This is a genomic window from Eubacterium sp. BL-380-WT-2B, assembly GCF_009696115.1.
In the GTDB taxonomy this organism is placed as follows: Bacteria; Bacillota; Clostridia; order Eubacteriales; family Eubacteriaceae; genus Eubacterium; species Eubacterium callanderi.
Genome location: NZ_VUMP01000005.1, coordinates 331,531 through 358,523, shown reverse-complemented (window position 1 = coordinate 358,523; position 26,993 = coordinate 331,531). Strand labels below are relative to the sequence as shown.

Annotated in this window: 23 protein-coding genes; 8 read left to right on the top strand and 15 right to left on the bottom strand. The window is 48.5% G+C overall.

Features of this window, described 5'->3' with window-relative positions; translation table 11 throughout:
* Positions 1–21 precede the first annotated feature (21 nt).
* From FYJ53_RS12040 to FYJ53_RS12025, 4 genes are all read right to left on the bottom strand, one after another.
* Positions 22–3,330, bottom strand: coding sequence for a S8 family serine peptidase (locus FYJ53_RS12040; protein WP_148428514.1), 3,309 nt, complete (start codon positions 3,328–3,330; stop codon positions 22–24).
* A 339-nt stretch (positions 3,331–3,669) separates the two neighbouring features.
* Positions 3,670–4,383, bottom strand: a complete 714-nt coding sequence (locus FYJ53_RS12035) for a hypothetical protein (protein WP_090412083.1) — start codon at positions 4,381–4,383, stop codon at positions 3,670–3,672.
* A 3-nt stretch (positions 4,384–4,386) separates the two neighbouring features.
* A complete protein-coding gene (locus tag FYJ53_RS12030; protein WP_148428512.1) occupies positions 4,387–4,623 on the bottom strand; it encodes a hypothetical protein in 237 nt (78 codons plus the stop codon).
* Positions 4,610–4,852, bottom strand: coding sequence for a DUF739 family protein (locus tag FYJ53_RS12025; protein WP_013378438.1), 243 nt, complete (start codon positions 4,850–4,852; stop codon positions 4,610–4,612). The genes FYJ53_RS12030 and FYJ53_RS12025 overlap by 14 nt, the downstream gene beginning before the upstream one ends.
* Positions 4,853–5,057: 205 nt before the next feature.
* Here FYJ53_RS12025 and FYJ53_RS12020 point away from each other — a divergent pair, with 205 nt between their 5' ends.
* The gene (locus tag FYJ53_RS12020; RefSeq protein WP_013378436.1) at positions 5,058–5,408 is read left to right on the top strand and encodes a helix-turn-helix transcriptional regulator; all 351 of its coding nucleotides are present in this window, start codon (positions 5,058–5,060) and stop codon (positions 5,406–5,408) included.
* 37 nt (positions 5,409–5,445) lie between these two features.
* Here FYJ53_RS12020 and FYJ53_RS12015 read toward each other — a convergent pair whose 3' ends face one another.
* The 6 genes from FYJ53_RS12015 to FYJ53_RS11990 form a co-directional block, all read right to left on the bottom strand.
* Positions 5,446–6,417: an NADPH:quinone reductase gene (locus tag FYJ53_RS12015; protein WP_154557354.1), complete on the bottom strand. Its 972-nt coding sequence runs from the start codon at positions 6,415–6,417 to the stop codon at positions 5,446–5,448.
* A gap of 268 nt (positions 6,418–6,685) precedes the next feature.
* Positions 6,686–8,281 carry a BCCT family transporter gene (locus tag FYJ53_RS12010; protein ID WP_148428508.1) on the bottom strand — a complete coding sequence of 532 codons (1,596 nt, stop codon included), beginning with the start codon at positions 8,279–8,281 and terminating at the stop codon, positions 6,686–6,688.
* 110 nt (positions 8,282–8,391) lie between these two features.
* Positions 8,392–9,795 carry a trimethylamine methyltransferase family protein gene (locus FYJ53_RS12005; RefSeq protein WP_238054400.1) on the bottom strand — a complete coding sequence of 468 codons (1,404 nt, stop codon included), beginning with the start codon at positions 9,793–9,795 and terminating at the stop codon, positions 8,392–8,394.
* A gap of 13 nt (positions 9,796–9,808) precedes the next feature.
* Positions 9,809–11,149 (bottom strand): nitrate/nitrite transporter, encoded by a 1,341-nt coding sequence (locus FYJ53_RS12000; RefSeq protein WP_148428504.1) that lies wholly within the window; start codon positions 11,147–11,149, stop codon positions 9,809–9,811.
* A 21-nt stretch (positions 11,150–11,170) separates the two neighbouring features.
* Complete coding sequence (locus FYJ53_RS11995) at positions 11,171–12,085, bottom strand: sugar phosphate isomerase/epimerase (RefSeq protein WP_148428502.1); 915 nt, start codon at positions 12,083–12,085, stop codon at positions 11,171–11,173.
* A 27-nt stretch (positions 12,086–12,112) separates the two neighbouring features.
* Complete coding sequence (locus FYJ53_RS11990) at positions 12,113–13,576, bottom strand: trimethylamine methyltransferase family protein (protein ID WP_090412068.1); 1,464 nt, start codon at positions 13,574–13,576, stop codon at positions 12,113–12,115.
* 298 nt (positions 13,577–13,874) lie between these two features.
* Here FYJ53_RS11990 and FYJ53_RS11985 point away from each other — a divergent pair, with 298 nt between their 5' ends.
* On the top strand, positions 13,875–15,266 hold the full coding sequence (locus FYJ53_RS11985) for a sigma-54-dependent Fis family transcriptional regulator (RefSeq protein ID WP_013378428.1): 1,392 nt from the start codon (positions 13,875–13,877) through the stop codon (positions 15,264–15,266).
* 46 nt (positions 15,267–15,312) lie between these two features.
* On the opposite strand, the gene FYJ53_RS11980 is transcribed toward FYJ53_RS11985, so the two are convergent.
* The gene (locus FYJ53_RS11980; RefSeq protein ID WP_013378427.1) at positions 15,313–15,906 is read right to left on the bottom strand and encodes a hypothetical protein; all 594 of its coding nucleotides are present in this window, start codon (positions 15,904–15,906) and stop codon (positions 15,313–15,315) included.
* A gap of 266 nt (positions 15,907–16,172) precedes the next feature.
* Here FYJ53_RS11980 and FYJ53_RS11975 point away from each other — a divergent pair, with 266 nt between their 5' ends.
* The gene (locus FYJ53_RS11975) at positions 16,173–17,624 is read left to right on the top strand and encodes a sigma-54-dependent Fis family transcriptional regulator (protein WP_013378426.1); all 1,452 of its coding nucleotides are present in this window, start codon (positions 16,173–16,175) and stop codon (positions 17,622–17,624) included.
* On the opposite strand, the gene FYJ53_RS11970 is transcribed toward FYJ53_RS11975, so the two are convergent.
* Entirely contained in the window at positions 17,621–18,850 is a 1,230-nt protein-coding gene (locus FYJ53_RS11970) for an MFS transporter (RefSeq protein WP_148428498.1), read from the bottom strand. The two genes, FYJ53_RS11975 and FYJ53_RS11970, sit on opposite strands and share 4 nt — an antisense overlap.
* Positions 18,851–18,860: 10 nt before the next feature.
* A complete protein-coding gene (locus FYJ53_RS11965) occupies positions 18,861–20,291 on the bottom strand; it encodes a trimethylamine methyltransferase family protein (RefSeq protein WP_148428496.1) in 1,431 nt (476 codons plus the stop codon).
* Positions 20,292–20,730: 439 nt separating this feature from the next.
* On the opposite strand from FYJ53_RS11965, the gene FYJ53_RS11960 reads away from it, so the two are divergent.
* The 5 genes from FYJ53_RS11960 (at position 20,731) to FYJ53_RS11940 (ending at position 25,216) form a co-directional block, all read left to right on the top strand.
* Positions 20,731–21,138 carry a hypothetical protein gene (locus tag FYJ53_RS11960; protein ID WP_148428494.1) on the top strand — a complete coding sequence of 136 codons (408 nt, stop codon included), beginning with the start codon at positions 20,731–20,733 and terminating at the stop codon, positions 21,136–21,138.
* Positions 21,139–21,316: 178 nt separating this feature from the next.
* Positions 21,317–21,568: a phage holin gene (locus tag FYJ53_RS11955; RefSeq protein WP_148428492.1), complete on the top strand. Its 252-nt coding sequence runs from the start codon at positions 21,317–21,319 to the stop codon at positions 21,566–21,568.
* The gene (locus FYJ53_RS11950) at positions 21,568–22,302 is read left to right on the top strand and encodes a peptidoglycan-binding protein (RefSeq protein ID WP_148428490.1); all 735 of its coding nucleotides are present in this window, start codon (positions 21,568–21,570) and stop codon (positions 22,300–22,302) included. The genes FYJ53_RS11955 and FYJ53_RS11950 overlap by 1 nt, the downstream gene beginning before the upstream one ends.
* 174 nt (positions 22,303–22,476) lie before the next feature.
* Positions 22,477–24,615: a glycoside hydrolase domain-containing protein gene (locus tag FYJ53_RS11945; protein ID WP_148428488.1), complete on the top strand. Its 2,139-nt coding sequence runs from the start codon at positions 22,477–22,479 to the stop codon at positions 24,613–24,615.
* A gap of 76 nt (positions 24,616–24,691) precedes the next feature.
* Positions 24,692–25,216 carry a YcxB family protein gene (locus FYJ53_RS11940; RefSeq protein ID WP_013378418.1) on the top strand — a complete coding sequence of 175 codons (525 nt, stop codon included), beginning with the start codon at positions 24,692–24,694 and terminating at the stop codon, positions 25,214–25,216.
* 20 nt (positions 25,217–25,236) lie between these two features.
* Here FYJ53_RS11940 and FYJ53_RS11935 read toward each other — a convergent pair whose 3' ends face one another.
* Together FYJ53_RS11935 and FYJ53_RS11930 are read right to left on the bottom strand one after the other, a co-directional pair.
* A complete protein-coding gene (locus tag FYJ53_RS11935; protein WP_148428486.1) occupies positions 25,237–25,776 on the bottom strand; it encodes a DUF6323 family protein in 540 nt (179 codons plus the stop codon).
* Between the two features lie 163 nt (positions 25,777–25,939).
* Positions 25,940–26,785, bottom strand: a complete 846-nt coding sequence (locus tag FYJ53_RS11930; protein ID WP_090412045.1) for a MurR/RpiR family transcriptional regulator — start codon at positions 26,783–26,785, stop codon at positions 25,940–25,942.
* Between the last annotated feature and the right edge of the window lie 208 nt (positions 26,786–26,993).

Below are 26,993 nucleotides of genomic sequence, written 5' to 3'. Positions count from 1 at the left end.
ACAGGCAGGGTGTTTTTCAATCTAGCCTATTTTTTTACGATAGGCTGCCAGTCCGGCAACGGCCAGAATAAGCATTCCCGCACAGAGGAACGCCGCGGTCTGGCTGTCCTCAACGATTCCGGTTTTTACATTATCCGGTTTGTTTTCAGGATTTACCGTCTGTCCGCTGTTATCATCCGGCTTTTTGTCTGCTTCCTCTCCCGGCTGAGGATTGATGGTTTCAACCGCGGTTGCCTTGAAGATATAACCGCCCGGTGCTGTGTAGCTGTCGGCCAGAACGTAGAGATGATCGTGGTAGGCTGTAGCGCCTGTTCCGATGAGTATACCATCGTCAATCCGTTTCCCGTAAGGGGTTGTCATCCCTGTCTGCGGATCAACCGTGTAGGTATCTGCTACTGCCGCCGGGTCTTCACTCGCACTCTGGGGACCAGCCAGCATAAAGCCGTTCTTTACAACGGCATTGGCAATGCTGTTAAAGGCCTGGCCTTCTTTTATATCAAGAGAGACCTCCATTCCCTGATAGCCGTCTTCGCTCTGTGTCACGAGCTCGATATTTCCTGCCGGTTCGTCTTTGCTGTCTGTACCGCCAGATATGATCAGACGGTTTTCATGGGCGTTTACCTTACCGTAAACTCTTGCTTCGGCCAGTTCTCCAGCTTTTGAAACCGTGCCAGCTTTAGTATCAATGGCCACGATATCCTTTGTGGCTGTGGCTGCCGCTGCCGCCTGATTGGTTTCTTTATCAATTTCGATATATTGTCCGCCCACGCCCATCAGTGTGCCGTCCGCATTGACCAGGGTAGTGGCCAATGGGAGTCCTTCAATCTTTTGTTCCTGCCACTGGCCGTCATAGAACCACAGCTTCTCAACCTGCTGATTCTTTTCATCAACCGTCAAGCCCGCAACGGCAAGCCTGCCATTCCAGGTTGCGCCGGTAAGATTCACTAAGGCCTCCGGCAGCTCGAGTGTTGACCATTTCTGGTCTTCAATACTGTAAGCCCATATTTCGGGGGAGAGTTCACTCTCTAGCCCGTCCGGCAGGACGTAAAGCTGGTTTTGATAGCCCACAATCTGTTTGTTTTCAGCCTTATAAAAATCCTCATCCTCCGGAAGCGGCAGATTCTCTTCAAAGTAGTCGATGTTTACGTTCTGGCCGATTTCAAAGGTCTGATGCCCCTCACCATTGCCTGTGGTGAGGGATACCTCGGCGGTACCGCCTGCAAAGCCCTCGGGCTTTTTAAGGGTAACAACTTTTCCTCCATCGGTGGCAGAAACCGCCTCTGGCGCATTTGTCACAATCTCTGCGTCCATTCCACCGATTTTCGCGCTCTTCAGGTTTTCAAAAAAGTAACCGTCAACCTCAATGGTATCCCCCTGATCCACAATGCTGTTGAGTACCGGGTAAGGTGCTGTCTGGCTGACGTCGACCATTCCGCCGGACACGCACTTATTCGCAAAATTGGAATATTTAGTCACGCTGCCCACCACCCGGGCTGCCAGCGCCGCGCCGGATTCATTATACTGACTGCCGAGCAGGGCAGCCGCACCGGCTGCCGCCGGAGTTGCCATGGAGGTGCCATTCATATAATCGAAGGGCAGCATTTTTGATGCGTCGCCAATGCCCATGGCATCGGCATAGACAGTGCCGCTGTTTGGCGTCACTGACGGGTTTGAACGGTCCGGTAAAAAGGTAATATCCCGGAAAGCAAACAGTACCTTCATCTGAAAGCTCTTATAATCTGTATCTTCTGGAAGGGCCGCGCTGTAATTCATCCACGTGCCGTCAAGGGCTGTTCCTCCCGAAATTTTAACTTCCTCAAACTCGCCTCCAGTGTTTTTTACCAGTAAAGCGCAAGCGCCGACTTCCTGTCCTGCCGCCGCAACCTTGATACTGATGGCCTTATTCTCTATTAAACTGGCCTTTTCCGACAGATCCATCGGTTGGCTGTAAAGCACAACATTTCCGCTTTCAGCATCCTCAATGTCTATACTCAGGCTCTTTGAACCTTCATAGACCTTGCCACTGCTTATATGGGTGACTTCCGCGGGCTTTGTACACGCCGCATCATAAAAGAACGAAATGTCTGGGGTACGTCCGTCTTCAAAATTATCGTACCAGACTGGCGCTTCATCCTTTTCGGGATAATAGACGCTCTGGTCCATGGGTACTGTGGATAAAATCTGACTTCCCGGTGCCACGATATCCGTGGTCCGTTTTCCGTAATCGCTGAAGGTGGACATGGTCCCTGTCGGATTTGCAGCATCGACCACAACCGCGTAAGGATTATTTAAAAATCCTGAGGCCATGCTGTTACTGATGTCATTATCCCAGCCAGAGTTCCCTGAGGCCACAAGAGCGATGGCGCCGGCCTTTCCAGTTTCCTCGATGGCTCTGTCCAGAGCTTTGGACTGCCCGGGACCGCCCCAGGACAAGTTCACAGCCTTGACGTTAACCCCTTCCCGGCAGGCCTGTTTGACATAATCAAAGCCTTGAATTTTGCTGGAAATGGAGGTATTACTCTGGATCGCCATGATCTCAATCTTTTCACCTGCGCCGGAAACACCCATATTGTTCCAGGCGGCGCCCACAATACCGGCACAGTGCGTCCCATGGCCGTTCGTGTCCACCACGTTCTCCAAACTGCCCTCACCGCTGACATTAATGCCGTGATCGCCGCCGGGGAGGCTTGAGCCAGCTGGTCGGGTCCACAGCTTGTCCTTTAAATCCGGATTGGTGAGGTCTACGCCTGTATCCAGAATCGCGACCACTGGATTTTCACTGTCAACACTCGCGCTGGGAATATTCCAGTCGGGAACCCCGATGTTAAAGCCTTTTGGATTTTCAAAGGGATTATTTTTGCTGCTCTGATCACTGTTTGCCCACTGCAGATCCGATAAATCTGGATAAGTTTCTGTGGCTGTGGTTTCAAAATTTGTGGTAATGTAGTTCGGTTCTGCAAAGACCACCTGCGGATAGGATTCAAGCTCTGCGATCAGCGCTTCCGTTGAACGGCTTTCATCCTTAACCAGCGCGAGCACCTGTGGTGTATCCGCAGAAGCCGCCTGACGGCTGCGCAGCTGTGTGTTATCTGCATCCCCGGCGCTGTCCGACAGGGTCATAAGCGGCTCTGCACCAGCCAGCAGATCCGGCAGGGCTGAACGGCTGCGCGGGGCCGTGCTGCCGCTGTCCAAACACACGATAACCTCTCCCTGAACATAATCGCCTTTGATCACAGGCGTTTCCTCTGATGCTGTCTGAGCAAACGCAGCCAACGGCAGTGACGCCGCGACCAAAAGCGCGCTCAGCAGAACGGTTAAAAACTTTTTCATGGGTTTCTCCTTATCTGTAATGCTTTAATCTTAATTTAATTATATAAAAAAGATATTTTTGTGGCAATGGTTCTGTATCCAATAATGCCTGAAACGTATCGAAAACGGTACCTCTTAAGAAAAGCGTGCTTTCATATTATAAGAAAATCTATCATAAAAAACCATTGACTCCCTGACCGAGCTGCCAGCCATGAGCTTCTGGGACACCTGTAAAAAAACGCTCTGTCTTAAAAGGCCGCAGTCTCTCCTTCCCAGTTAGAATTTCAGGCAAAATCCTTTAAAAACAAAAGGCCATGTTTAGGTATTCTAAACATGGCCTTTGTTCATATCAAGCTTATTTTACGCCGCTTCCAGCTCCGCCTCACCCGCAGGAGTGATGGCAAAGCCAATGGGCAGCCAGCCGCCTGCTGCAATGCCGTCAATATCATGGATGACCGGCAGGCCCAGACCGCGTCCCTCATAATAATAGGGAAGGGGACCCGTATACCGTCTCTGGACGCGCCCCTCTGCCACCAGCTGGGCCAGGGCCTCGAAGGCTTCCTTATTCCATCCAGTCCAAAAGTATACTGGTTTTCCGCCACCAACGGCTTCAAACACCAGGCTGCAATCCCCATGATAATCGTACCCATAGCGGTCAAAATTGCGCTCCATATCCGTAAAGGTTGCACCGCCGTTGCTGTGATAGCGGTGGATACACTTGAGCAGCTCCTCCTTTAAATCAAATTCCGGTTTCATAAAATCCAGAAGGATCTCGTCAAACCAGAGGCGGTAGGCTTCCTTTTCTGTAATATAACGGGCAATATCGTTGATGATGGCAAGAGCCTCGTGGCAGGGGACTCCCAGCACCTTCCGCATCTTTTTGGTATCCGGTCCCACTGGCACCATCAGCATCCGCTGTCCCTTACAGAGGCGGCGGACCAGCGCGTCATTACACTTATAACCAAAACGGCCGGTGAAATCCTTTGGAATAAAGTAGACCTGCCCATCCTTTAAGGCAACTGTCTGAACACCGAGCTCGGTGTGTGTGTAAAATTTCGTTTTTTCGGAATACATTGATTATTTCCCCCTTTTCTCATCACTCATATTTTTATTTTTCTTTTCATAGTAGCGCCGGTTCGTCTGGACCGTTTCGGTTTCCAGCGCGTCCCGGATTTCCTCGTCCACCTGTCTGGCCGTCTGACGGCTCATTCTGGCAAAGCATTCCTTCTGTGGGATAACTCTGGACAGGGCCCGGCAGTTATTGCCAAAGCGCGCGTCAAAATTTCCACAGAGCCTGTAATCACATTTTTTCAATTTGACCTCTTTTATCGTTTTCAATTCTAAAAAAATAATCGGATATTTTTTCATGGTCAATGTTTAACAGCATAACCGCACGGTCGATTTCCTCCTTTCTGAACGGGGTCTTATTCTCAATCCGGCTGATCAAGACAGCTTCGGCCATCTGCATCTCAACGGCAAAAACACGTTTATCCCAAAAGACTTCAAGCACTCTTTCCAATAATCGGTCGTAATTAAAACACATGACGCTCCCCAGATTCTTTAGTTTTAATAAATTTTATTATATAATAACACATTTTATTTATGAATACAATAATAATTTCATTTTTTTTCTAATTTTATTTTATTTGATGTATTTTGTTAGAAAATAGCATATAATAAACGAACGGGGTACCGTAATCAAAAACGATATGTCTGTAACTAAACCATCGACATTGGGAGAAGACCTTATGAAGCAAACCATCGGCCAGCGCATCCGGCTGGCTTTAGAAATAAACCATATGCGGCAGAGCGACCTGTCCAAAAAAACCGGGATCAGTCCCTCTGCCATCAACCAGTATATTTCGGGCAATTTTGAGCCCAAGCAGAATAATATTTATCTGCTGGCAAAGGCCTTAAACGTCAATGAAGCCTGGCTCATGGGCTATGATGTCAGCATCGAGCGCAGCGATAACAGCGCCCCGCTCATTACCGAGCAGGAGGTTGCCCTCCTGAAGCTTTTTCGGAAGCTCAGCGAGACTGGGCAGGACGAGGCGCTGAAGCGGGTGGAGGAGCTTTCAGAGCTGTCCCGGTATGTATAAAGCCTTATTTCCATTTGCTGCGGATGAACCAAAGCTGCTATTCCACGGTTAAAACCACCTTTCCGCCTTTTCCTTCCCCGACGTCACGGTGTGCCTGTTCCGCCTGGCAGAGAGGCAGTTCTTTTCCGATAATCATATGGAGCCCTGTCTCCATGGCCGCTGACAGTGTGTACATATTGGCAATATAATCCTCCTGGGGCATATTGCCAATGTTCATTCCCATCACCACTGCATCCTTGGTCATGGCCGAACGCGGGTCAAACTCAAGGGTTCCATGATTCCCTACAATTACTACCCGGCCATATTTTGCCAAAAGCTCCATATCCTTCATCAAATTTATATTTGCGACCATTTCAATAATTACGTCCGGCCCATGTTCACCAGTCTCCTGTTTTACAGCCTCCAAATAACCTGGACTCCTATGGTTAAATGCCCGGTGTGCACCCAGCTTTTCAATCAGCGTCATGCCTTCAGGATCACCAGCAGTTCCCATGACAAAAGTCCCGGTTCTTCTGGCAAGCTGTACAGCCAGGGAGCCTACGCCGCCGCTTGCGCCATGGATAAAAACTGTTTCACCTGGTTTTATTTTTGCCTTTGAGTATAAAGCGTAAGTTGCCGCAAGCCCCGGTGTGCCAAGGGCTGCGCCCTCTGAGAAAGAAAGATTCTGGGGTAAATATCGGACTGCGTCAGCATCACAAACTGTATACTCTGCATAGGTACCCGTATTGCGGCGGGCCAGTGCCGCCGCTACAAACACGCGGTCGCCCTTCTTTAAATGCTCTACGCCATCGCCCACCGCGTCCACGATTCCAGAGCCGTCATTTCCGGGTGTGTAGGGAAGAGCGGGAAGCGCCGTATAGTGTCCTGACCGAATATAAGTCTCTACAGGATTCACCCCTGCTGCCTTTATCTTCACACGCACCTCGCCTGCCGCCGGTGTTGGCGTCTCTGTTTCCTGATACTTCAATACTTCTTCATCACCAAAGGATGATACAATAATTGCTTTCATCTTTACCTCCGTCAGCCGTCCAAAATAAAATTCAGAACGCCCGAATAAGTTATTTTTCTAATGACTATATACCACAAAAATCAGAAAATCGACTGACGGAGAAATGGTTTAAATAATTTGTTAAACAAAAAGGCGGATTCCGTCATTAAATGGAATCCGCCTTTAAAGCTGAACTGCTCAGTTTATTCTATTTCCTCGTTTTCTTCCTCCTTACTTAAAGATATTGTTGAGCGAAACCGTATCACGAACCTGCCGCTGCTTGAAGCGGTCATTCGATTTTCGTTGTACGAGCAGCTTCCTCCATCTCCTCAATATAAGTCGCGTCGTACTTATCCCGATGCAGGATAAACTTCACCCCGGCAATGAGCACGATGAGGGTAAAAATGACCGCGGGGAAGCCCAGAGCCACAATGACCTGGTTAAGGGCGTCATAGCCGCCCACAAAGAGCAGCACCATGGTCAGCACGCCCATGAAAATGGCCACTGCGGCGTTTAAGGCTTTGGGGATTTTGGTCAGAGAGATGTCGGTCGAGGTTTTTTTCATCAGGAGCATGGGGAAGGAGTAGGCCACGGAGTCGGAGAAGGTGATAAAGGTCATCATGGCCACGATGATGAACACCCACTTCATGATCTGTCCCAGGGGGAGGGTATCCAGAAAGGCAAAGGTGGCGATGCCGTCGCCGAACTGCTGCATCTGGGCAAAGAGATCACTGCCGTTTAAAATGCCCAGCATGGCGTTTCCGCCAAAGGCGGCGTACCAGGTAAACACAACGGTGCAGGGCAGCAGGCAGTTGACGAGCAGGAACTGGCGCAGGGTACGCCCATAGGCGATGCTGACATAGAAAAGCGCCTGCATGAGGGCCGGCACCAGATTCCAGGCATAGTAGAACATGGAATTGCTGTTCTGCCAGCCGGTCTGATAGATGGGATCGCCAAAGGAGATCATGGGGATAAAGTCTCTGACAAACTCGCCGAGGGCGGTAAAAAGCAGGTTAAAGGTATCGTTCACGCTCGTCGTAAACAGGACAAAAATAAGGATTACCGCGTAGCAGACCGCGTTGACATTGCTCAGCCGTCCCATAAGCTTATGGGCGCCGGAGGTGGCGAAAATGACCGTAGCGACTGTGTAGATGACAATCAAAACCACCTCAAAGCTAGGAGTCTCGGCCATACCCGCCACTGTGCCAATGCCCGCGTTCAACTGGATAACCGCAAGACCCATATTGGTCCCGCAGACAATCAGGCAGACCACCATAAGGATATTGGCGATATTCCCAATCCAGGTTTTGGATTTATCCCCGATGAGTGGAAAGAGGGTAGAGCTCCCCCGCAGATCCCGCTTTCCGTTATAGTAGACCAGAGCCAGGATCATGGCAAAGAAGACCATGAGAAAATAGGGTGGTATGCCGTAATGCAGAAAGCAGTATTTCAAGCTTGGGATAACCGCCTCCGGGCTCCCCGGCGCAACGTGCAGAAATTCCGGCGGGTTCATAAAGGCGTTAACCGGGCCGGACACACCGTAGAAGCAGATACCGACAGCGATGGTGCCGGTGAGGGACAGGGTGCACCAGGTAAAGAGGCTGAAGCTGGGCTTTGCCTTTTTGCCGCCGAGGCGGATATTGCCGTATTTGCTGAAGATGAGCCAGAAACAGACAATGGTGATGGCGCACACGCAGACGATGTACAGCCATTTAAAATGCGCCATAATCCATTCCACACAGGCGCTCAGCCCTGTCTCGAACTGTGCGGGAAAGACCGCACCGGCCAGAACGACCAGAAGGAGGCAGATCCCCCCGGGGATGAGCACACGCTTATCAACCTCCTGCCAAACGCTTTTACCTTTTTCTTTATTTTTACCTTCCATGTTCTTCTCCTCTTTTCTCAAAACCCTCTTAAAACCATTTGGACTGGAGGAGGCCCTTATATCGAAGGACCTCTGACCCCAGTCTGAAGCGTTTTATTTTTCTATATGACTTAATACCAGTGTTCCTTTGGAATGTATTTTTCAATCAAGGCCTTCTGGTCCTTATCCATTTCGGGCATCACATATTCCTCCAGACGTTTCTGGTACGCTGCCTTTGTCCGGCTTTTGACAGTCGGTTTTCCGGCAGCGATCCAGTTGCCGTGGGACAGCCGGTTGCAGATCTCGGGCATAAAGTAGTCCCTGCGGTACAGTCTTGTGGTTCTTCCCAGAAAATCGCCGCCCGGGCCGGCCTTCTGTATTTTATCAAGCTGCAGTGTTTCCTCGGTCACCTCATAGCCGCGGACAAAGCGTTCGATGGACTGGATCATTTCCTCATCATAGATGTACTTGTCATAGCTGATGGTATTGACCGAGTCCAGCATGCCGCAGGACAGGAGCATGACGTCCACGCCGGACATGATGGCTGCGTAACCGCTGTTAAAGGATTCGACGCCGGCCTGGATGTCCATATCCTTGGCGTCATTCATGAGACCGCCGGTGCGCACGGGCATGCCGTAAAAGTTTGCCAGGGCCTTGGCGGTCTGGAAGATGAGCGACTGTTCTGGACTGCCCATGGTGCCGACCGTATACCGCAGGTCTGAGCCAAGCCCCTGGAGTCCGTAGACCACCGGAACGCCTGGATTGATGAGCTGTGTCAGCACAACGCCGGCCAGAATTTCGGTGTTTGCCACCAGAATATGTCCGGCGAGGGTATCCGGAACCGTCAGTCCGCTCATGCCTGCCGAGGTCACAAAGGTTGCCTGTCCTTCTGAGGCGTATTTCATCAGGCCTTCACACATGGCCTGTGAATAGTGGAAGGGCGAGGCCACGTTGATGAGCCCGGACACCACACAGCGCTTGTCGGAATCGTCCATGCCGTAGAAACGGCGGACCATATTCAGGCAGTCTGTGGCGCTTTTCTTTCCGTCTACCATGCCCATGAGGGGCTTGTCAAGGTACATGAGGGTGGCCGCCATGGCGTAATTACTCCGTTCCTCGGGCTTGATCTGGGGCATATCCATGTTGTTGGGATTTCCGATGGTCACCACCCTGCTGCTCTGGTCCAGTTTTGCGAAGTTGGCGAAATCCAGCGGCGTAGGAAAGTGGTAGTCGTCATCCTCATAGACGTACATGGGGCCATAGCTGGAGGCATAGATGGGCTTGCCGCCGCCCAGGGTAATGGAGCCCTCGCGGCCGTACCATTCGTAGGTTTTGGGAATGGTTTTTAACGCCTCGTTCAGCATGCGCTCCTCAATAAAAACCGTCTCGCCGTCCACACGCGCGCCGTGCTTTTTAAAAACTTCCAGGGCTTCATCGCAGTAGAAGACAACGCCAGTTTCCTTCAGAAGCCTCAGGGAATGGGCGTGGATGAGCTCCAGCTCTTCCTTTGGCGCAAAATTGTAGGGTTGTTCCATGATTTCCTCCTCATTATTCTGCGTCAGCAACTGTTTCTGCCGCTGGCTGTTTTGTTTTATTTTTTGCCTGTAATTTTTTAGAATAGGCCAGTGTAATGACGGCTGTGATAATCCCCAGAATACCGCAGCCAATGGCCCAGTACCAGATAAAATCATAGCCCGCGCTGCCGTAGGCGTCCAGCCAGGAGCCTGCCAGCTTGGCAAAATAAATATCCGGCGTGTAGCAGATCAGAGAGATGATCCCAGTCGCCACACCGGTGAGTGACAGCGGAATCCCGACCTCGCTCAGGGTTGCGAAATAAATGCCGCGCATGCCAGTGTAGACTGTGGCGAACACGAAGGTGACGACAATGCACAGCATGGTCGCGTCCTTTGTCAGAATCATGACCACTGCCATGACGGTCGCCAGCACCAGGTATATGCCCAGGGTTTTTACCTTTGAGCCGATCTTATCTGCGATGAAGCCAATGGACAGGGTGGAAAGCCCGGCGATAATATAGTTGCGGATAACCGCAAAATTGCTGGCCTGGGTCTCTGAAATGCCGAGAATATTCGTGGTGTATGTCCCAAGATAACCCGCGCCGGCAGAGGTAAAGGAAAAACAGAAGAAAATGAGCAGGGCCAGCAGCCAGGTGCCCGGCATTTTTAAAACCGTGGTGATGCTCTTCATGCTGAAGCCCTCCTGAACCACCTCATTGCTCTCTTCAGCGCCGGTGATCTTCCGCGGAACAAGGATAAAAATCAAAATTCCCAGAACGATGAACAGCGCGCCGTTGAAGAACAGCATGAGCTGCCACTGCTGCCCCAGCACCTGCGCGTCCACGCCTGTGCCTGGGAAAATGGCTTTGTTTAAAAGGCTTGCGCCAAAGAAGCCAATGGCTGTGCCGACAATGGCCCTTACAAATTCTGACGTGGAGTACATTCTGCCCTGCTCGGCGTCTGTCCCCATTTTGCGGACAACCTTCAGATAGGCGGACCAGATAAAAATACTGGTGCCGATGCCGTAAAGAATGTGGATAATCATGATCTCCGTGCTGCCGGGCACCATGCCGTACCAGAAAGAGGCAAGGCCCATGATGGCCGCGCCGATGACCAGCAGGTTCCGCTCGCTGAATTTATCGGCCAGAATCCCCCCGATCGGGTAGATCAATACCGAAAAGATACCAAACCACAGGCCAATATCGCCGATAAACTCGTGGGCGTAAGATTCTGAGACAATGGGCTTAAACTGTGTGAACACGGTGATCATCTGGTCATAGTAGTTATAGCGCAGAAACGGCACATAAACCATAATCCCGCCGAGCAGTGAGACCAGCGTGAGTACAACCCATCTTTTTTTCCCGGTTACTTTCATATTATTATCCCCTCTTCCCGCTTAGCGTCCGCGGACGCCAAGCTTTAACACATTGCGCAGATAGTTGATGCTCTTTTTGCAGGCCTCGATTTCCTTTTCCCTGGCAACCTCCAAGGTATCCTCCCCAATCTCATACTCCACCTCAAAGGTGATTCGGGAAAGCGGCGCTTCCTCCTTGAGCATTTTCAGGATTTTGGCGCAGTCAATATCCCCGTCGCCAATGGCCACACCGATGGAGTGGGTGCCGTCCGGGTCGATGACCAGCTTGTTGTCGCAGAAGTGGCAGCAGTTTGCGTAAGGCGCCATCTTCTGCGCGCAGGCTTCTGGGCCTTCCAGCACACACAGGGAGTTGATGGTGTCCAGACACGCCCCGATGTCTGGGTGGTTCAGCTGTTTTACCAGCCAGATAACCTCGTCGGCGTAGGTATCGCAGTGGTTTTCGATGGAAACCTGAAGCCCCAGCTCCTCCATGAGGGGAATATTCTCCTTAAACTCACGGTAGCGCGCTGCCAGCTGCGACATGACCTCCGGGTGGAAGCAGGTGCCATACAGCGGCTTTGGCCGCTCGATGTCCAGGCTGAATTTGACCAGATCTGCGCCCATGGCCTTGGCGTTCACCAGGGCGTCATGCACGTTTGAGTTGACACGCGGGTCGCAGGGGGCGTCAAAGGATACGTTGTATTCCAGATAGAGCCCGTGATCCTCGGCGGCAGCCTTCACCTCTGCCAGATGGGCGGTATCAAGGGTTTCCAGGTCCACATTGGTGATGTGGAGGCCGTCCAGCCCCCATTCCACAGCCAGATCCATGAGCTGCATGAGGTTGATGGACTTTTCAAAGGCGTGGGTGTCGTCAAATCCCCAGCTCTCGCCAAGTCCGCTGAGGTGCAGGGTATAGGTGTGCATGCCTAACTGTAATGGTCGGTCGTTTCGTCTCATTATTTTACTCCTCTTTCTTCTTATCTTTTATAAATCGTATTTATGGCCTTCCGGCAGGTATTCATTTAACAGTTTTTTCTGGGTGGTGGTGACATCTGGCAGCGCGTAGCTTTCCAGTCGTTCGTTGATAACCTTGCGGGCCCGGGCCACCAGATTGCCGTTCTTTTCAATGACATCTGCCGGGGAGCCGCCCTCGCGGACAAAGATGTTCGGGAAATAGTTTTCCTTTCTATAATCCTTTGGCGTGCGGCCCTTCAGATAATTGCCGCGGGGGCCGGTCTTTTTGATGAGGTCAAAATACAGCTTGTCCTCGGTGATGTCCAGCCCCTGGTTCACACGTCTGAGGTAAGCGATATTTTCTTCATCCAGCACAAAGTTTTCCAGAGAACCCAGGTTATAACCGCCGTAAGCACCCGCAGCGTTCAGGATAAAGTCCGTTTTGCCGAGCATGCCGGTCATGAGGGTCATCATGGATTCCGCGCCGCACTGGAAGTCCAGGTCAACGGCGGTGGTGGCAGATACGCCGGAGCGCACTGGCAGGTTATAGTAACGCCCCATGGCCACCAGGCCCATCTGCATGAGCACAGCTTCGGGCGCGCCGGTAGCCAGCTGGACATTGCGCATGTCGGTGGGGGAGGTTACCGAGCCATAAACCGCGCCCACGCCCGGGTTGATGAGCTGGGTGAGGACAATCCCGGCCAGGATGTTGGCGTTATCCTGTACAATGGCGCTTGCCAGCGTCGGCGGACAGGTCAGGTTCGTCATGGAGCAGGAGATAATGATGACCGGCTGGTTTTCAAGCACTGCGCCCACAATGGTGTCCACGACCTCTGCGCCGATGGCCAGCGGCGAGAGCACACAGCAGTTGGACATGGTCACAGGCTTGTCCCAGATGTCGTAAAATTCGCGGTGCAGCTTGACCAGTCTGCGGTTTGCCTCCACCAGGGAGCCTTTTTTGTAATTGATGGGGGTGATGGTGTTGCCCTGATAGATGGGCTTACGGCAGTATTTAAGTCCCATGGCCACCTGCGGCGTGTGGAAATCATCGCCGGATTTGTCCAGATCGTCAGTGTTCTGGCAGGAATGGGTGGGCATGTCAATGACTGCGCTGGTTTCCTGGAGCATATAGTATTCGGCCACATCCTTCAGGTTGGCCGGCCGGTAGGTGTTGTTTTCAAAATCCTGTATGGTGGTCGGGGCCACAGGGCCTGCGCAGATGGTCGGGGCGGTTTCACCCAAGGTAAGCTTCCCCGATGGGCTGTAAATGTCAAATTCCTTGGGCACTGTGGAGAGGCCCCGTTTTAAAAGGGCTTCATCGATAAAAATTTTATGGCCCTCAACGCGGGCGCCGTTTTTCGCGAACACCTCCGCGGCGTAGTCGCTCTCAATGACCACACCGACCTCGGATAAAATTTTTAAGGTATATTCATGGATCAGCTCAATTTCATCTCTGGTGATGTATTTCTCAAATAAATTACGGTTCGGGTACATGGTTTTCCTCCAATTTTTCATATCAGTCATTTTTCGTTGATTACACTTGATTCCATCATTCTGCAGATTCTGGAAGGATCGGCTTTCCGATTCATGCCGTTTAATAACGCAAGACCCGTGCCAATTTTAAAAAAGCCCCAGATGCGCCATTTCTCCATAAAAAAGGGCCGTCTGTTAATCATTTTTAACTACCCATACTTTGTAATATTTATTAATCTATGCAAAAATGACTATTTTTTCGGAAATCGCTTGTTTTTTATAAAGAATCCCGGTATACTTTAGAAAAGGCGGTGATTTTGTGAACAATCCATTTCAGCACAGCGAAGAATACATGAACTATCTCATGTCTCTTCCAAAGGAGCTCTATATTAAAATTCTCGAAAATCTTTTTCTGGGCGTTTTTGTCAGCGACCAGAACGGAAAAACCATCTACGTGAACCCGGCCATCTCAAGGCATTACGGCAAGCTGCCCGAGGATCTGGTGGGCGACAGTGACTGGGGGAAGTGGGAGGGTGTTGTCTACCCGCCCGCCTATAAAAATATGCTGGCCATGAAAAGGCCGCTGATCTACCGGCAGAAAAATATGCTGTCGCGCAATTACATGGAAATCATCGACACCCCCGTCATGAAAGAGGAGGCGCCGGACGACATCGACTTTACCGTCTATGTGATTCAGGAAAATTTTTCGGATGTGGACTTTGACGCGGACGCTAAGCTTATGGAAAAGCCCGAGAAAGTAAAAAAGCGCCAGCGGCGCAATATTGTGGGGGAAAGCCATGCTTTTCTGAAGCGTATTGTGGAGCTGGAACGCATCGCGAAGTCGGACATGTCCATCCTGCTGCTGGGCGAGAGCGGCACTGGCAAAACCCTGATCGCTGAGTACATCCACCAGTGCAGTGACCGCGGCTTTGGCCCTTTTATGTCCATCAACTGCGGCGCGATCCCCGACAATCTGCTGGAAAGCGAGCTTTTCGGCTATGCCTCCGGCTCCTTTACCGGCGCCAATACCCGCGGAAAAAAGGGCCTGCTGGAATCCGCCGACAAGGGGACTGTTTTCCTCGATGAGATCGGGGATCTGCCTTTAAACCTCCAGGTAAAACTTCTGCACGCCATTGAGAGCAAATCCTTCCTGCCCGTCGGCGGCACCACGCCTGTCCATGTGGATGTGCGCATTATTTCCGCCACCAACAAGGACTTAAAAACTGCCATCGCGCAAAAAACCTTCAGAGAGGACCTCTACTGGCGTATCGGCTCCTTTATCAGCTATATCCCACCCCTCAGAGAACGCAAAGAGGATATCATCCCCCTTTCTCTCCATTATCTCAAAAAACAAAATTTAAAATACGGCACGAACAAAGTTTTTTATTCTCTGACCCTTCTGGCACTGGTCAACTACGACTGGCCCGGCAATATCCGTGAGCTCAAAAATGTCATTGAGCGCATGTATGTTTTAACCAGCGGCTCCATTATCTACGAGAGCAAGGTGCCCGAGGAGATCCGCATGCACGTTCCCCGGACCGATGATAAGTTCTACTATTCCTACGACCAGCTTCTGGATCAGGTCAAAAGCTACATCATCCAGGACTGCTACAGCCGCAGAAAAACCTCTGTCGGCGTGGCTGAGGAGCTTGGCATTACCCAGTCAAAAGCCAGCCGGCTCATACGGAAATATTGTGCTAAGGAGGAGTAAAAACAGCAGGAAACAGGCCTGTCAATCCTGCTTCCTGCTTTTACGCCTAATGGCCCAAAAGCGGCCCCATTGGCAGACCCCTGTCTCCAGCTGAAAGCAAAAGATCATTGACAAAAAGATAAGCTGTGCCGACTCCCACAATCAGCGACAGGTATTTGTTAACTGTAAAAATGATCAGCGAGCCAACAGAAAGCAGCTCTAATCCATAGGTAAAAAGCCATATCGCAGCGATACCATAAACCACAAGCGGGATAACAGGCCCTTTAAGCATCGGCTTGAGCAGCGCAAAAACAGCAAGACTTCCCCAAAACATGGGAATCGCTAAAATCGAAATGTTCATATCCCAGCCAAACAGAAATCCAAAATGCAGAGCAATGTAGATTAAACCAAAAATTCCTCCGAAGAGAGAGCCAAAAATGAAATAACAATTGCCCATATAAGCATCATTGCGCTTATAATAAATAAAAGCGCCTATAAGATAAACGGGATAAACAGCCAGCATTAAGCACCCAAGCACTAAGTATGTTCCCTCCGAAAAAACATCCAAATAAACGGCCCAAAAAGATATTACCTCCATTGAAAAAACAAACAGCATGGCCCCTCCCGGATCTGCCGGAACACTTACTCTGTTTTCATCCATTGTTTTTCTCCTTTACATAATTAAAGTGATTCAGTTAATTTCTCCATTCTGAATTACAAAGGCGCGCAACTTTGAATGCTTTCAATATACACCCATTATTGAACGTTGTCAATATTTAATTTTGAATGCTTTCAATTTTTAAGAAAAATAGTATAATAACCGTAGCTTAAAACTGATTAAAATTATAAAAATAGTGTAAAAAACAAAAATCGACTGTCTTACTCACAGTTTTTTAATCATCAATCCTAAAACAAAGAGGTAAAAATATGGAACAGGATTTAAAGGCGCTGCGCCCCCTGAACATTGGTGATCTGGAGCGCATCACGGACATGGCCGTGATGATTCTTGACGCCGAGGGGCGTATCATCTGTTACTCTAAGGGCTGTGAAAAAATTGAAGCCCTGCGGCGTGACGAGGTTATTGGAAAAAGCCCGGAAGAGCTCTATAATCCACAGCAGTTTCCAAACATCATCCGCCCAAAGCGCTCAATGGTGCTCGATACGCTGAAAACCGGAAAAATCTATCAGGAAACGCTGGACTATTACACCACAGTCGGCGGCAATGAGGCAAATATTCTGTGCAGCACCTACCCCATTTACGGTAAAAACGGTAAAATAGACTACGCCCTGTGCATTTACCGCGAGGTCTCGGATTATCTGGAAATGATCGCCGACGGCAATAAAAAGCAGAGCGACCGCCAGGCCCCCTCCCAATACCTGCAAAACGGTACCCAGCACACCTTTGCCAATGTGATCGGCAGCAGCCCGATGCTGCAAAAAGCAGTCTACCGGGGGAAAATCGCGGCTAAAACAGATGCCCCTGTGCTCATCTGGGGTGAGACCGGCACCGGTAAGGAGGTCTTTGCCCAGAGCATTCACAACTACAGTGCCTTTTCCTCCTATCCCTTCGTGGCTGTAAATTGCAGCGCTATCCCGGAAGCCTTGCTTGAAAGCACTCTGTTTGGCACCTGTAAAGGCTCGTATACCGGCGCTGTCAACCGAAAAGGACTGTTTGAAGAGGCTGAGAACGGCACTCTGTTTTTGGATGAGCTCAACTCCATGGATATCGGGCTCCAGTCAAAGCTGCTGCGCGTTCTGGAGACCGGGCGCTTCCGCGCGGTGGGCGGCCAGGAGGAAAAGCCCTGTAAATGCCGTATTATCAGCGCCATCAACGAGGAGCCTTTCATCGCCATTGAAAACAGCCATTTAAGGGCAGACCTCTATTACCGCCTGGCGGTTTTCTCCATTGAGCTTCCACCACTTATCCGGCGCCGGGAAGATATTTCTGAAACGGCTGAGTATTTTATTGGCAGTATGGCGCCAGTGCTCGGAAAAAAGGTCACCCGGCTGTCCAGCGCGGTAAAACAGATTTTTGAATACCACAGCTGGCCCGGCAATGTCCGGGAACTGCGGCATATCATCACCCAGGCCATCTACTTCGCGGGAAAGGACGAAGCCTTTATCAAACCCCACCACCTGCCTGAGTACCTGCTTAGGACAAAGGCCGCTCCCGAAAAAGCGCCGCCCTCCGGCCTGCCCGGAACCAGCGGGGAAGAAAGGCTCAGCCATCTGATGAACGCCTATGAAGCAAAGATCATCCAGGATGCCCTTGAAAATAACGGCCATAATATCAGCCAAACCGCAAAGCAGCTCCAGATTTCCCGGACAAACTTGCACAATAAGATTAAGAAGTACAACCTGGAAAAAGCTGAGGGCTAAATGCCCTCAGCTTTTTTGTGCCGTCTGTAAATAATCACAGCCAGTATGATACTGATCACCGAAAAACTGATCATCCAGATAAATATCTTATTAAAGCCCACCACCGGGTCCGCGTCAATCCACGAACCCATGATGGTCGTCATAAAGGCCTCCGGCGCATAGGCGATAAAGGAAATGATGCCTGTGGCGGCCGCGGTCAGCTCAAGGGGAATCCCGCCTTCACCCATGACTGAATAATAAACAGATTTAACCGTAAAATACAGGAAGGACATGACCATGGTAATGACAATGGCCACCGTTACCAGACTGCTGCTGAAAATCAAAAGCGCTGCGCACACGATAATACCGCCCAGAAGGCCGCTGATAAAAATGGCTCTGGATTTCGCCTTGTCCGCCAGTATACCGCCCAGCACACCTGCCGCAATCACGATGACATAGCTTCTGAAAATCGCCAGTCCGCTGGAGACAGAGGCCGATACGCCCAGCACCTGTGTTGTGTAAGTGCCGAGGTAGTTTGTCCCGGTATTGATCACGCAAAAACAGCTGAACAGGAAGAACGCAACCAGCCATGTGCCGGGGAGCTTGAGCGCTTTTATAATATTTTTCATTCCTTTTTCCTGAGGACTGTCCTGCTTTGAGCCCTTAACCTCCGTTTTAGGTAAAAAGACGATGCTCAAAGCCGCGAAGAGCACATATAACCCGACCGAAATCCACAGGAGCACCTGCATTCCTCCCACGCTGTCCACAAAAAGGCCCAGCATCCAGAGAAAAACAAAGCCGGTTACCGCGCTGACCACACCGCGCATGGCCTCGCTGACACCAAAAAGCTTTCCCTGCTCCTCCTCTGTTCCCAGATGGCGCACAAAACAGATATAAGGTGACCAGAGCGTGGCGGTCGTAAAGAAGCCATACAGGACATAGATAATCACCAGTGTATTATAGCCTGGAAAAGTGGACTGCCAGAAAGTGAGCCCTGCCATGACTAAAAAAGAGATGGTCAGCAGAATACGCGCGCTGAAACGGTCGGCCAGGTAACCGCTGACCGGGTAGCAGAACAGGGCAACCAGGCCATAAATCGACCCAAGCGTGCCCAGCTGCAAGTTGGTCAGATGAAATCCGTCCAGCATCTGGTCATAAAAGAAAAAGCGGAGGTAGGGGATAAAATAGATAATCCCCACCATCACACTGATCAACACCAAAAGAAAATTACGTTTTCCCTTACTCATGACAGGCCTCCTAAATCTGATCCCGGTAATCTTCCGGCAAATATGGCTTTAACAATTCTTCCTGCTCTTTTGTAATTTCCGGCGCCTGGTAAGCCTCAATTCTCTCCTGCACCTTTTGGCCGGCATTTTCCTTGAGCCCGACCCGGCCTTTATTCTGCCAGTCGTTGGCGTCGGCCTTGTTCAGGTACTGGGTGAGATAAAATTCTTCACGGTACATTTTCGGCGTTCTGCCAGACAGGAAATTTCCCCTTGGTCCGGTCTTTTCAATATCCTTAAAGCAGATTTTCTTCTCCGTTACATCAATGCCCCGGTGAATCCGTTCGGCATAGGCAAAGATTTCCTCATCCATCAGCATTTTTTCAAAGCTGACGATATTGTATGTCCCCAGACAGCCTGTGCTGTGGAGGATCATATCCGGTTTTGCCTCTACGGTCGCTTCGGCCATCATCATGGATTCCATACCTGCCTGGAAATCAAGATCCTTGGCGTCGCTGATGGCGCCGCCGGCCCGGAAGGGAACACGGTAATAATCGGCCAGAGCCGCTGTTCCGTAAATCATCAGCGCCGCCTCTGGATTCCCCATGCTCAGCTGAATGGTCCTCAAATCTGTCGAGCCGGATACATTGGCGTAAATCATCGGTGTTCCGGGTTTTAAGAGCTGCGTAAAAACAAAGCCTGCCAGAATCTCTGCATTCACCATGGTCAGGATTGAAGCGACCGAAGGCGGAGCTGTTAAAACCGGCATCACACAGGAGGCCAGCCAGATACCTTGGTTTTCGCTGCAGGTTCCGATGATCCGCTCGATGGGGGCATGGTCATAGCAGAGCGGCGAAAGAGGGTTGATCCCCACCGAAGCCAGACATTTATCCTCAACGCCCTCAAACCGTTTCATCAGGCGGATACCGCCTGCCATGGCTTCCCTCAGGCTGCCCTTTTCTGCCGAGGTATCGGGAATGGCAAAGGGGAAAGGCTTATTGGAGTATTTCATGAGCAGCGCCAGATAGGAATAGCGCTTCACATCATCGGAAAAGCCTTCCGATTCGGTAAAAAAGTTAACGTGGTTACAGTCAAGCAATGGACTGGTATCAATAAGCTTAAACAGATCAATAATGTCTTTATTTAAAATTTTACGGATATTGCCACGGTCCTCAATAAAGGCCGGACAGCCCACCGGCAGCTTGACCATACTGCCGCCTCCAACCTCTACGGTTCCTCTGCCCGAGTACAGCGTAAAGGTCTCCGGAACCGTTGACAGAGCCGCGCGCACATCCTTCTCACCCATATAGACGACATCGCCCTCGACCCGCATGCCGTGCTTCCTGAAAATCTCCAGAGCTTCCTCATGCTCAAATTTTACCCCGACGTTTTCAAGAATACGAATGGTATTCTCATGAATTAATTCAATGTCCTCTTTTGCAATAAACTGTTCGTATTTTTTCATCTTGTTCCTCCCAAATGTAGCAGCATTAAATCTTGATATTTAGTAAATGCAATTCTTATGCCAAAAATATACCAAAAAAACCAGAATTTATCACTCTAAAACACCATAATTTTATTTTTTTACTTAGTTTTTCTTCTATTTTTGTTCAAAATATTGACACTATCATAAAAAACAACAAACCTAAAAACCAATATTTTTAACGAAATTTCAACTAGATGAAGAAAAGCTGTCCAAAATATTGACACTTTTAAAATTTTTATTTTAAAAACAGCCGCAAGGAATACAATTAATCTTTAAACTCAAAAAAATACTTGCTTAAATTAGAGTAAATATTTGTCCACTCCAATGGATTTCATTGACATTTTCTCTTGATGAGCGTATGATTATTTAAAAAGAACATATGTTTGAAAAAGAAAATTCATTCGAAAGGTGGGAGTATATGAAATTATTGGAAAAGGACGACTCTGTCATCAGTCTGAAAGCTGAGCTGGCCATTATCCAGGAGGAGATTATCCATCTTACTCAGCTTGAAGAAAAATGGATGCGTTTATCTGAAAAAACACCCTACACAAGGGTGGAAAGAAAACAGCAAATTCTTAAGCAGCTAACGCTTATCCGAGAGGCGCTGGGTGAGCAGCGCCGTCAGGAATACCTGCTTGAAAAAAGCCTCAGGGTTATTCTTGAGGCAATTCCAAAGCTTAAAAACATCCAGAAAAAAGTATTTTACATGCAGCGCTATACTGGAAAATCACTGGTGCAGATCGCCGAGGAGCTTGAGTATGACTATGATTATATCCGCCATGTCGCTTCAAAAACAAATCAAGTGATGAAACGCCAGATTAAGTAATCAAATTCTCCCACTTGCCTCCAAAGAGCCGAAAGGCTCTTTTTTTTAAGCAAACACAGCACAAAGTGAGCACAGCCGGTCCACAAACGCAGTGCTATAATGTGCTTATCGAAAGCATAGCTGTTATCGCGATACCACAACATCAGCAGACTTCGATAGAAAGTAGGTGATAATCGGAATGAACTTAAAGATTCGATTAAAGAACAAAGCCTTCTGGGTTGCCTGTATCGGCCTGATCGTTTTGATCCTGCAGTACGCTCAGGGATTTATCTCAACGGATTTTAACGTGCCTTTAATCGAAAAGATTTTAAACGCAGTTGTCATCTGTGCCGTTGCAATGGGCGTGATTGTCGATCCGACAACCCCCAGCATCAACGATTCAGAACAAGTATTAAAAAAGAAAGACAAAAAGGAAGGCGGTAAAAAATAATGGAGATGACCTTAACACAGGTACAGGAAGCCCTCAAGCTCTGCAACTACGCGCCGGGGACCGTCAATGGCTATGATGGCTCCGAAACCCAGGCTGCTGTGAGGCGGGCCCAGGAAGGCTATGGCATTGAGGCTGACGGCATTGCCGGTCCGGTGACAAAAGAGCATCTGTCCGAGCAGGTACGCGGCATACAGGCGCAGTTAAACGCAAAAGGATACAACTGCCTGGTGGATGGCCTTTCAGGCCCCTTAACCGATGCGGCCGTCAAGACACTGCAGGCCGATTTTGGACTCGTCACTGACGGCATCGTGGGCTATAACACTGAAGCGGCCCTGTTTGACTATGCCACAGCCGATCCGGCGCCAGCTTTTGACCCGCAGGAACAGGTAACCGAGCATTTTAATATGCAGGAGTTTAAATGTGAGTGCGGCGGCAAATACTGCGATGGGTTTCCAGTCCCGATGAACCGGACGCTCATCGAAAAGCTGGAGCAGGTTCGGAAAGACCTGGGGATTCCCCTGGTTGTGACCTCTGGCGTAAGGTGTGAAATCCTCAACGCAGAAGTCGGCGGTGTGCCGGATTCCTACCATAAACTGGGACGGGCGGCTGATATTGCCGTCTATGCCGCCAATGGGTACACCGTCGATGCGGTAGCAGACGCGGGTGAGCGGTATGGCCTGAAGACCATCCGCTATTATGACAGGAGCTTTGTGCATTTTCAGTGGAATGCTTAAAAACACACAAACTGCACACAGACAAAGCAGAGAAACGCGGCTAAAATAGCATTATAAAAGCGCCCGACACTGCATAAGGCCAAAAACTAAAGCAGAGGACCGGTCCTTCTTAAACCGGCAAGTGCACATTGCCGGTTTACTAAAAAAATAAAAACAGAAAGAAGGATTTATATTATGGATCAGAAAGTATTAATGACGCAGAAATGGTTAAATGCAACCTATAAAAATTTTAATGGTTATATCTCATGTACGGAAGACGGCCAAACAGGGAATGGCACAGTGGCATCTTTAATTTCAGCTCTGCAAATTGAAATTGGTGTTTCCACACCAACTGGTGAGTTTGGCCCAATGACCGCAGAGCTTTGTCCAACTGTCCAAAGTGGCGCGAAAGGTCATATTGTCAATATTATTCAGGGAGGGTTATGGTGTAAGGGGTTCTCTTCCCAGGATCTGACTCAGGATTTTGACAATACAACCGTTTCCGGTGTAAACCAATTTAAAATGGCAGCTGGACTTACCGCTGACGGGAAAGTGGATGCAAAAACAATGAAAGGCTTATTATCCACAGATGCTGTCGTTTTAATTTCAGGCGGTGACAGCCGCATTCGGGCCATTCAGCAGGCACTTAACAATAAATACAGTGATTACTTCTGGATGGACTTGAATATCTGTCCCTGTGACGGAGTCTATGGCAGAAACACCTGTAACGCGCTGCTTTATGCCTTTCAAAAAGAAGTTGGTATTGATGAGCCAAATGGTGTGTTCGGACCTGGCACAGCACAGGGAGCGAATGATCATAATGTTGCGTTAAACAGCAAACAGACCGCTTTAGTTTATCTGCTTCAGTATATGCTCTATGTCAATGGATTTAACCCAGGCTCTTTTAATGGTATCTTTGATACCGGCGTTGAAAATGCTGTGATCAATTTCCAGAGCCTGATGGCATTGGAAGCCGATGGATGGGTTGGCTTGTCGACTTGGGCGGCTTTACTTGTCAGCAAAGGAAATGTGGACCGCAGCTGCAATGCCTGCGATTGTACTGACCGCATCACGAACCAGCGAGCTCAGTATCTAAAAAGTATTGGTATCAACTATGTTGGAAGATATATTACAGGTTATTGGGCCGTATCCATTTCAGAAATCAGTTTAATTCTGGAAGCTGGAATGAAGTTTGTTCCTATCTTTGAACGATCAGGTAATGATTTATCCGGAAACATGGATGTTACCGATGCAAGCTACTTTACCCATGAGCAGGGCCGACAGGACGCTTTATATGCTGCATCAACAGCTCAAGAGCTAGGACTTCCTGAGAATACAACGATTTACTTTGCAGTCGATTTTGATGCTTATGATTTTGAGGTAGATAGCAATATTCTCGAATATTTTAGAGCACTTTCAGTATATTTACTCCACTACAATGTGGGAATTTATGGACCGCGTAATGTCTGCACTCGTGTTTCAAATGCAGGTTACGCCAAAACAAGCTACGTTGCGGATATGTCAACAGGCTTTTCAGGTAATATTGGTGTACGAATTCCAAGCAATTGGGCCTTCGACCAATTTTATGAAACAAGCTATGGTTCTGGTGACTCACAAATTAATATTGATAAGGTAATGGCTTCAGGACAGGATACCGGGGTTTCATCCCTTACTCTATCTAATGTCGCTAAAGGACTTTGTAATGAAATGCTTAGAATTCTTCACATTGATCCAAGTATTGGCTGGGATTGGAATCAGAAAACCACTATTCCAGGGCCGTTCATTGATATTGAATACAAGTTCGGCCTGAGTGGTTCATTTACGCCAATGGTAGACACCAGTACCATTCCTTCAAGTGATAAAGCCACAATTACCATTAATAACGGCGAATTTGAAAAAGGTGACATTACTACCGCAGAAAAAATTTTAGATACTTTAACAGCGACCGATAAAGCTATCATCAATGCTTCTGGAGGTATTCAAACATCCGTTGCTTTTGCGAACAGTATTAATCATGGTACACTCACCATTTCATTTTCAACCGTTGATGGATTCCCAACATTTAATATTCAGGTAAAACAGTTAGTCTATAGTACATCCGTTGAAAACAGAAATGTTTATTTCGAAATTTCCTTTAAAATGAAAGGACAACCAGATTATCAACAGGATCTTGATAATATTGTTGCAAATCATAGAGCACTTTTATATACAGGTGGGCTTGTTTTAGCGATAGTACTTCTGATAGCCGCTGTTCCAACGGGCGGTCTTACTGCATCTACTGGCGCAGCTTTAATGATTGCTGTCCTGCTGGCCATCAATACATATAATAACTAATAAATGTCTTTATAGAAAGCTTTCTTTTAAAGGGGGCTTTCTTTTGGTATAATATAAAAAAATAATGGAGGTCACCATGGAAGCGCTATACATAAATGAGCCGCACTACACCAAGGCGGATACTGAAGAACTTCTGAAAAAAAACACCCTGGGGTTATCCAAAGATATGACAAACATAAAAATCATGGGAGTGCTTATCGCCGGAATGGAAATAATCATTTTTCTTTTAAGCGGGTTTAAATTTGATCTGATTTCACTCATCGGCTTAGCTGCACTGAGCCTTGTAGCACTCATTGAACTTTATGCATGCAACTATGACCGTTTTATCTTTTTTATAACAAAACTAAAGGGCGCCAGACTAAGAAAAGTGAATAAGGTTGAAGACAAGCCCCCTGTGTTTTTATTTTATGAAAACTACGCCGACTGTACTTTTATGAAGCATTTGGAATACAGTGAGCTGACCAATTTTAAAGAGGATGATCTTCATTTTGTTTTTTACTACAAAAATATCTATTTTGTGCTCCAAAAGAATGCTTTCACAAAGGGAACACCGGAAAATTTCAGGGAATTTTTTCTGAATAAAACGGGCAATGCGCTTTAAGACTGACCGTATAGACTTTTTTACTCCCAGGCCAGCTCCCTGAGCACCTTCATATAGAGCTCCTTATCCCACCGTGGTTCCTCGTCAAACAGGCTGTACTCACTGTGGCCGCCAGATTTCCGGTAGCCGCGGTAGCCGGCCCTCACAGCCATACAGAAACGCTGGAGACAGGTAGTCTCAAGATAGTCGAGATCTCCAAAGCACACGCCTTCAAACTGCTCCTGCATAAAGGTCAGCAGCTCGTCGTCTGAAACCAGATCATCAGATTCGTTTTTATACAGGAAAAAAATATCCTGCAGCCGCTTAAGCGTCTTGACATAATTATCCTGCCAGATATACTGGGAGTCACAAAAAAGGTGGATGATTTTTTTAGTGACACAGGGGCCAATCTCCACGCGCTGGTGTTTCTTAAGGCTTTCATTTCGGGATTCCATCACTGCCAGCGCATCCTCGCCGGACAGGGTAAGGCCAAAGTGTTCGCTTTCTTCGTTACAGGCCAGCACTGCTTTTGTGTCTTCCACCAGCTGTACTTCAGCCGCTGTTTTCATAAGATCCATCATTTCCAGACACTTCCTTTCTCTTGCAGAGTAACCCCTATTGTACGCCCATTCTTCAGAAATAAACAGTCTTGTAGTTGAAAATTTTGTGGGGTATAATGGAGGTAGAGGGGAAGTGCTTATCCCAAAATAAAAAGTTCCAGCCAGGTTTTAGCTGGAACTTTTTTCATGTTTTGTTTAAGGATACCGCAATCCGCGACTGGTTGAGGGCTTTGTAGAACTTAGCCTCGTTCTGCATAAAGACGGACAGGTACAAGATATCCACAATCACCAGCTGGACGATTCTGGACGCCATGGCTTCAGAGTGGTATTTTTTATCATTGGTGGAGCTGGATAAAAACACATCGGATTTTTTCGCCAGGCTGGAATTGCTGAAGCTGGTCAGCGATATAATCTTTGCGCCGTTTTCCTTTGCAAGGCTGACTGCGTTCAACACCTCCACACTTTCACCTGTATGGGAAACCACAAACAGAACGTCCTCAGAGGTCATATGTGAGCAGTGAATGTTCATCAGGTGTGAATCCTGAAAGCCGTTAACATTTAACCCGATTTTCCCAAACTTATGCAGCGCATCAATGGCAACGGCCGAAGAGGCGCCGATTCCAAAAAATGTCACGCGCCTTGCATTAAGAATCATCTCTGCACATTGGTCAATATCCTTCTGGTTGATAGAATACTCCAGATCGCTGACCGCGGTATTGGTATGCTTAATCACCTTGCGCTTGATATCAGAGGTACTGTCGCCCTCTGCAATTTCTTCATTGATGGTCTCACTGGGGCTGTCGATCAGCTCTTTTGCGAGATTAACCCGAAAAATCTGATAAGAATCATAATCCAGCTTTTTAAGAAACCGCATAACGGTTGTCTCACTGGTGCTGCAATAATTGGCCAGCTCTGTAATGGACAAAAGAATGGTAGCATCCGGATTATCCAGTATGTAGTCTGCAATGGTCTTCTGCGTTTTAGAGAGCAGATTGTATTTTGTTCGTATATCACTTAATAAAGAAGCCATAAGATTTCTCCCTTTTTCCTCTTTTTGAATTAATTATACTTCATAACTCTCTGAAAGTAAAACACTTTTTCGTTAATAATTTACGATATGTATGTTGACATCGTTAAAAAATGATGTTATAATTCGTTTATAATTTACGAATAGTAAATACAAAACGTAAATTTAATACTATTTTTGTGTAGAAACAAATAATCAGAGGAGGCAAAGA

What these genes read in the sequence shown, in the direction of transcription:
- FYJ53_RS12025 (WP_013378438.1), bottom strand. Translation starts at nt 4,852, where the DNA reads ATGTGTTTTAATTACGACCGATTATTGGAAAGAGTGCTTGAAGTCTTT.
- FYJ53_RS11965 (WP_148428496.1), bottom strand. Translation starts at nt 20,291, where the DNA reads ATGAAAAAATACGAACAGTTTATTGCAAAAGAGGACATTGAATTAATT.
- FYJ53_RS11950 (WP_148428490.1), top strand. Translation starts at nt 21,568, where the DNA reads ATGGAGATGACCTTAACACAGGTACAGGAAGCCCTCAAGCTCTGCAAC.
- FYJ53_RS11975 (WP_013378426.1), top strand. Translation starts at nt 16,173, where the DNA reads ATGGAACAGGATTTAAAGGCGCTGCGCCCCCTGAACATTGGTGATCTG.
- FYJ53_RS11945 (WP_148428488.1), top strand. Translation starts at nt 22,477, where the DNA reads ATGGATCAGAAAGTATTAATGACGCAGAAATGGTTAAATGCAACCTAT.
- FYJ53_RS12035 (WP_090412083.1), bottom strand. Translation starts at nt 4,383, where the DNA reads ATGTATTCCGAAAAAACGAAATTTTACACACACACCGAGCTCGGTGTT.
- FYJ53_RS11995 (WP_148428502.1), bottom strand. Translation starts at nt 12,085, where the DNA reads ATGAGACGAAACGACCGACCATTACAGTTAGGCATGCACACCTATACC.
- FYJ53_RS11960 (WP_148428494.1), top strand. Translation starts at nt 20,731, where the DNA reads ATGAAATTATTGGAAAAGGACGACTCTGTCATCAGTCTGAAAGCTGAG.
- FYJ53_RS11980 (WP_013378427.1), bottom strand. Translation starts at nt 15,906, where the DNA reads ATGGATGAAAACAGAGTAAGTGTTCCGGCAGATCCGGGAGGGGCCATG.
- FYJ53_RS11955 (WP_148428492.1), top strand. Translation starts at nt 21,317, where the DNA reads ATGAACTTAAAGATTCGATTAAAGAACAAAGCCTTCTGGGTTGCCTGT.
- FYJ53_RS12040 (WP_148428514.1), bottom strand. Translation starts at nt 3,330, where the DNA reads ATGAAAAAGTTTTTAACCGTTCTGCTGAGCGCGCTTTTGGTCGCGGCG.
- FYJ53_RS11930 (WP_090412045.1), bottom strand. Translation starts at nt 26,785, where the DNA reads ATGGCTTCTTTATTAAGTGATATACGAACAAAATACAATCTGCTCTCT.
- FYJ53_RS12015 (WP_154557354.1), bottom strand. Translation starts at nt 6,417, where the DNA reads ATGAAAGCAATTATTGTATCATCCTTTGGTGATGAAGAAGTATTGAAG.
- FYJ53_RS11940 (WP_013378418.1), top strand. Translation starts at nt 24,692, where the DNA reads ATGGAAGCGCTATACATAAATGAGCCGCACTACACCAAGGCGGATACT.
- FYJ53_RS12020 (WP_013378436.1), top strand. Translation starts at nt 5,058, where the DNA reads ATGAAGCAAACCATCGGCCAGCGCATCCGGCTGGCTTTAGAAATAAAC.
- FYJ53_RS11990 (WP_090412068.1), bottom strand. Translation starts at nt 13,576, where the DNA reads ATGTACCCGAACCGTAATTTATTTGAGAAATACATCACCAGAGATGAA.
- FYJ53_RS11935 (WP_148428486.1), bottom strand. Translation starts at nt 25,776, where the DNA reads ATGATGGATCTTATGAAAACAGCGGCTGAAGTACAGCTGGTGGAAGAC.
- FYJ53_RS12000 (WP_148428504.1), bottom strand. Translation starts at nt 11,149, where the DNA reads ATGAAAGTAACCGGGAAAAAAAGATGGGTTGTACTCACGCTGGTCTCA.
- FYJ53_RS11970 (WP_148428498.1), bottom strand. Translation starts at nt 18,850, where the DNA reads ATGAGTAAGGGAAAACGTAATTTTCTTTTGGTGTTGATCAGTGTGATG.
- FYJ53_RS12010 (WP_148428508.1), bottom strand. Translation starts at nt 8,281, where the DNA reads ATGGAAGGTAAAAATAAAGAAAAAGGTAAAAGCGTTTGGCAGGAGGTT.
- FYJ53_RS12005 (WP_238054400.1), bottom strand. Translation starts at nt 9,795, where the DNA reads ATGGAACAACCCTACAATTTTGCGCCAAAGGAAGAGCTGGAGCTCATC.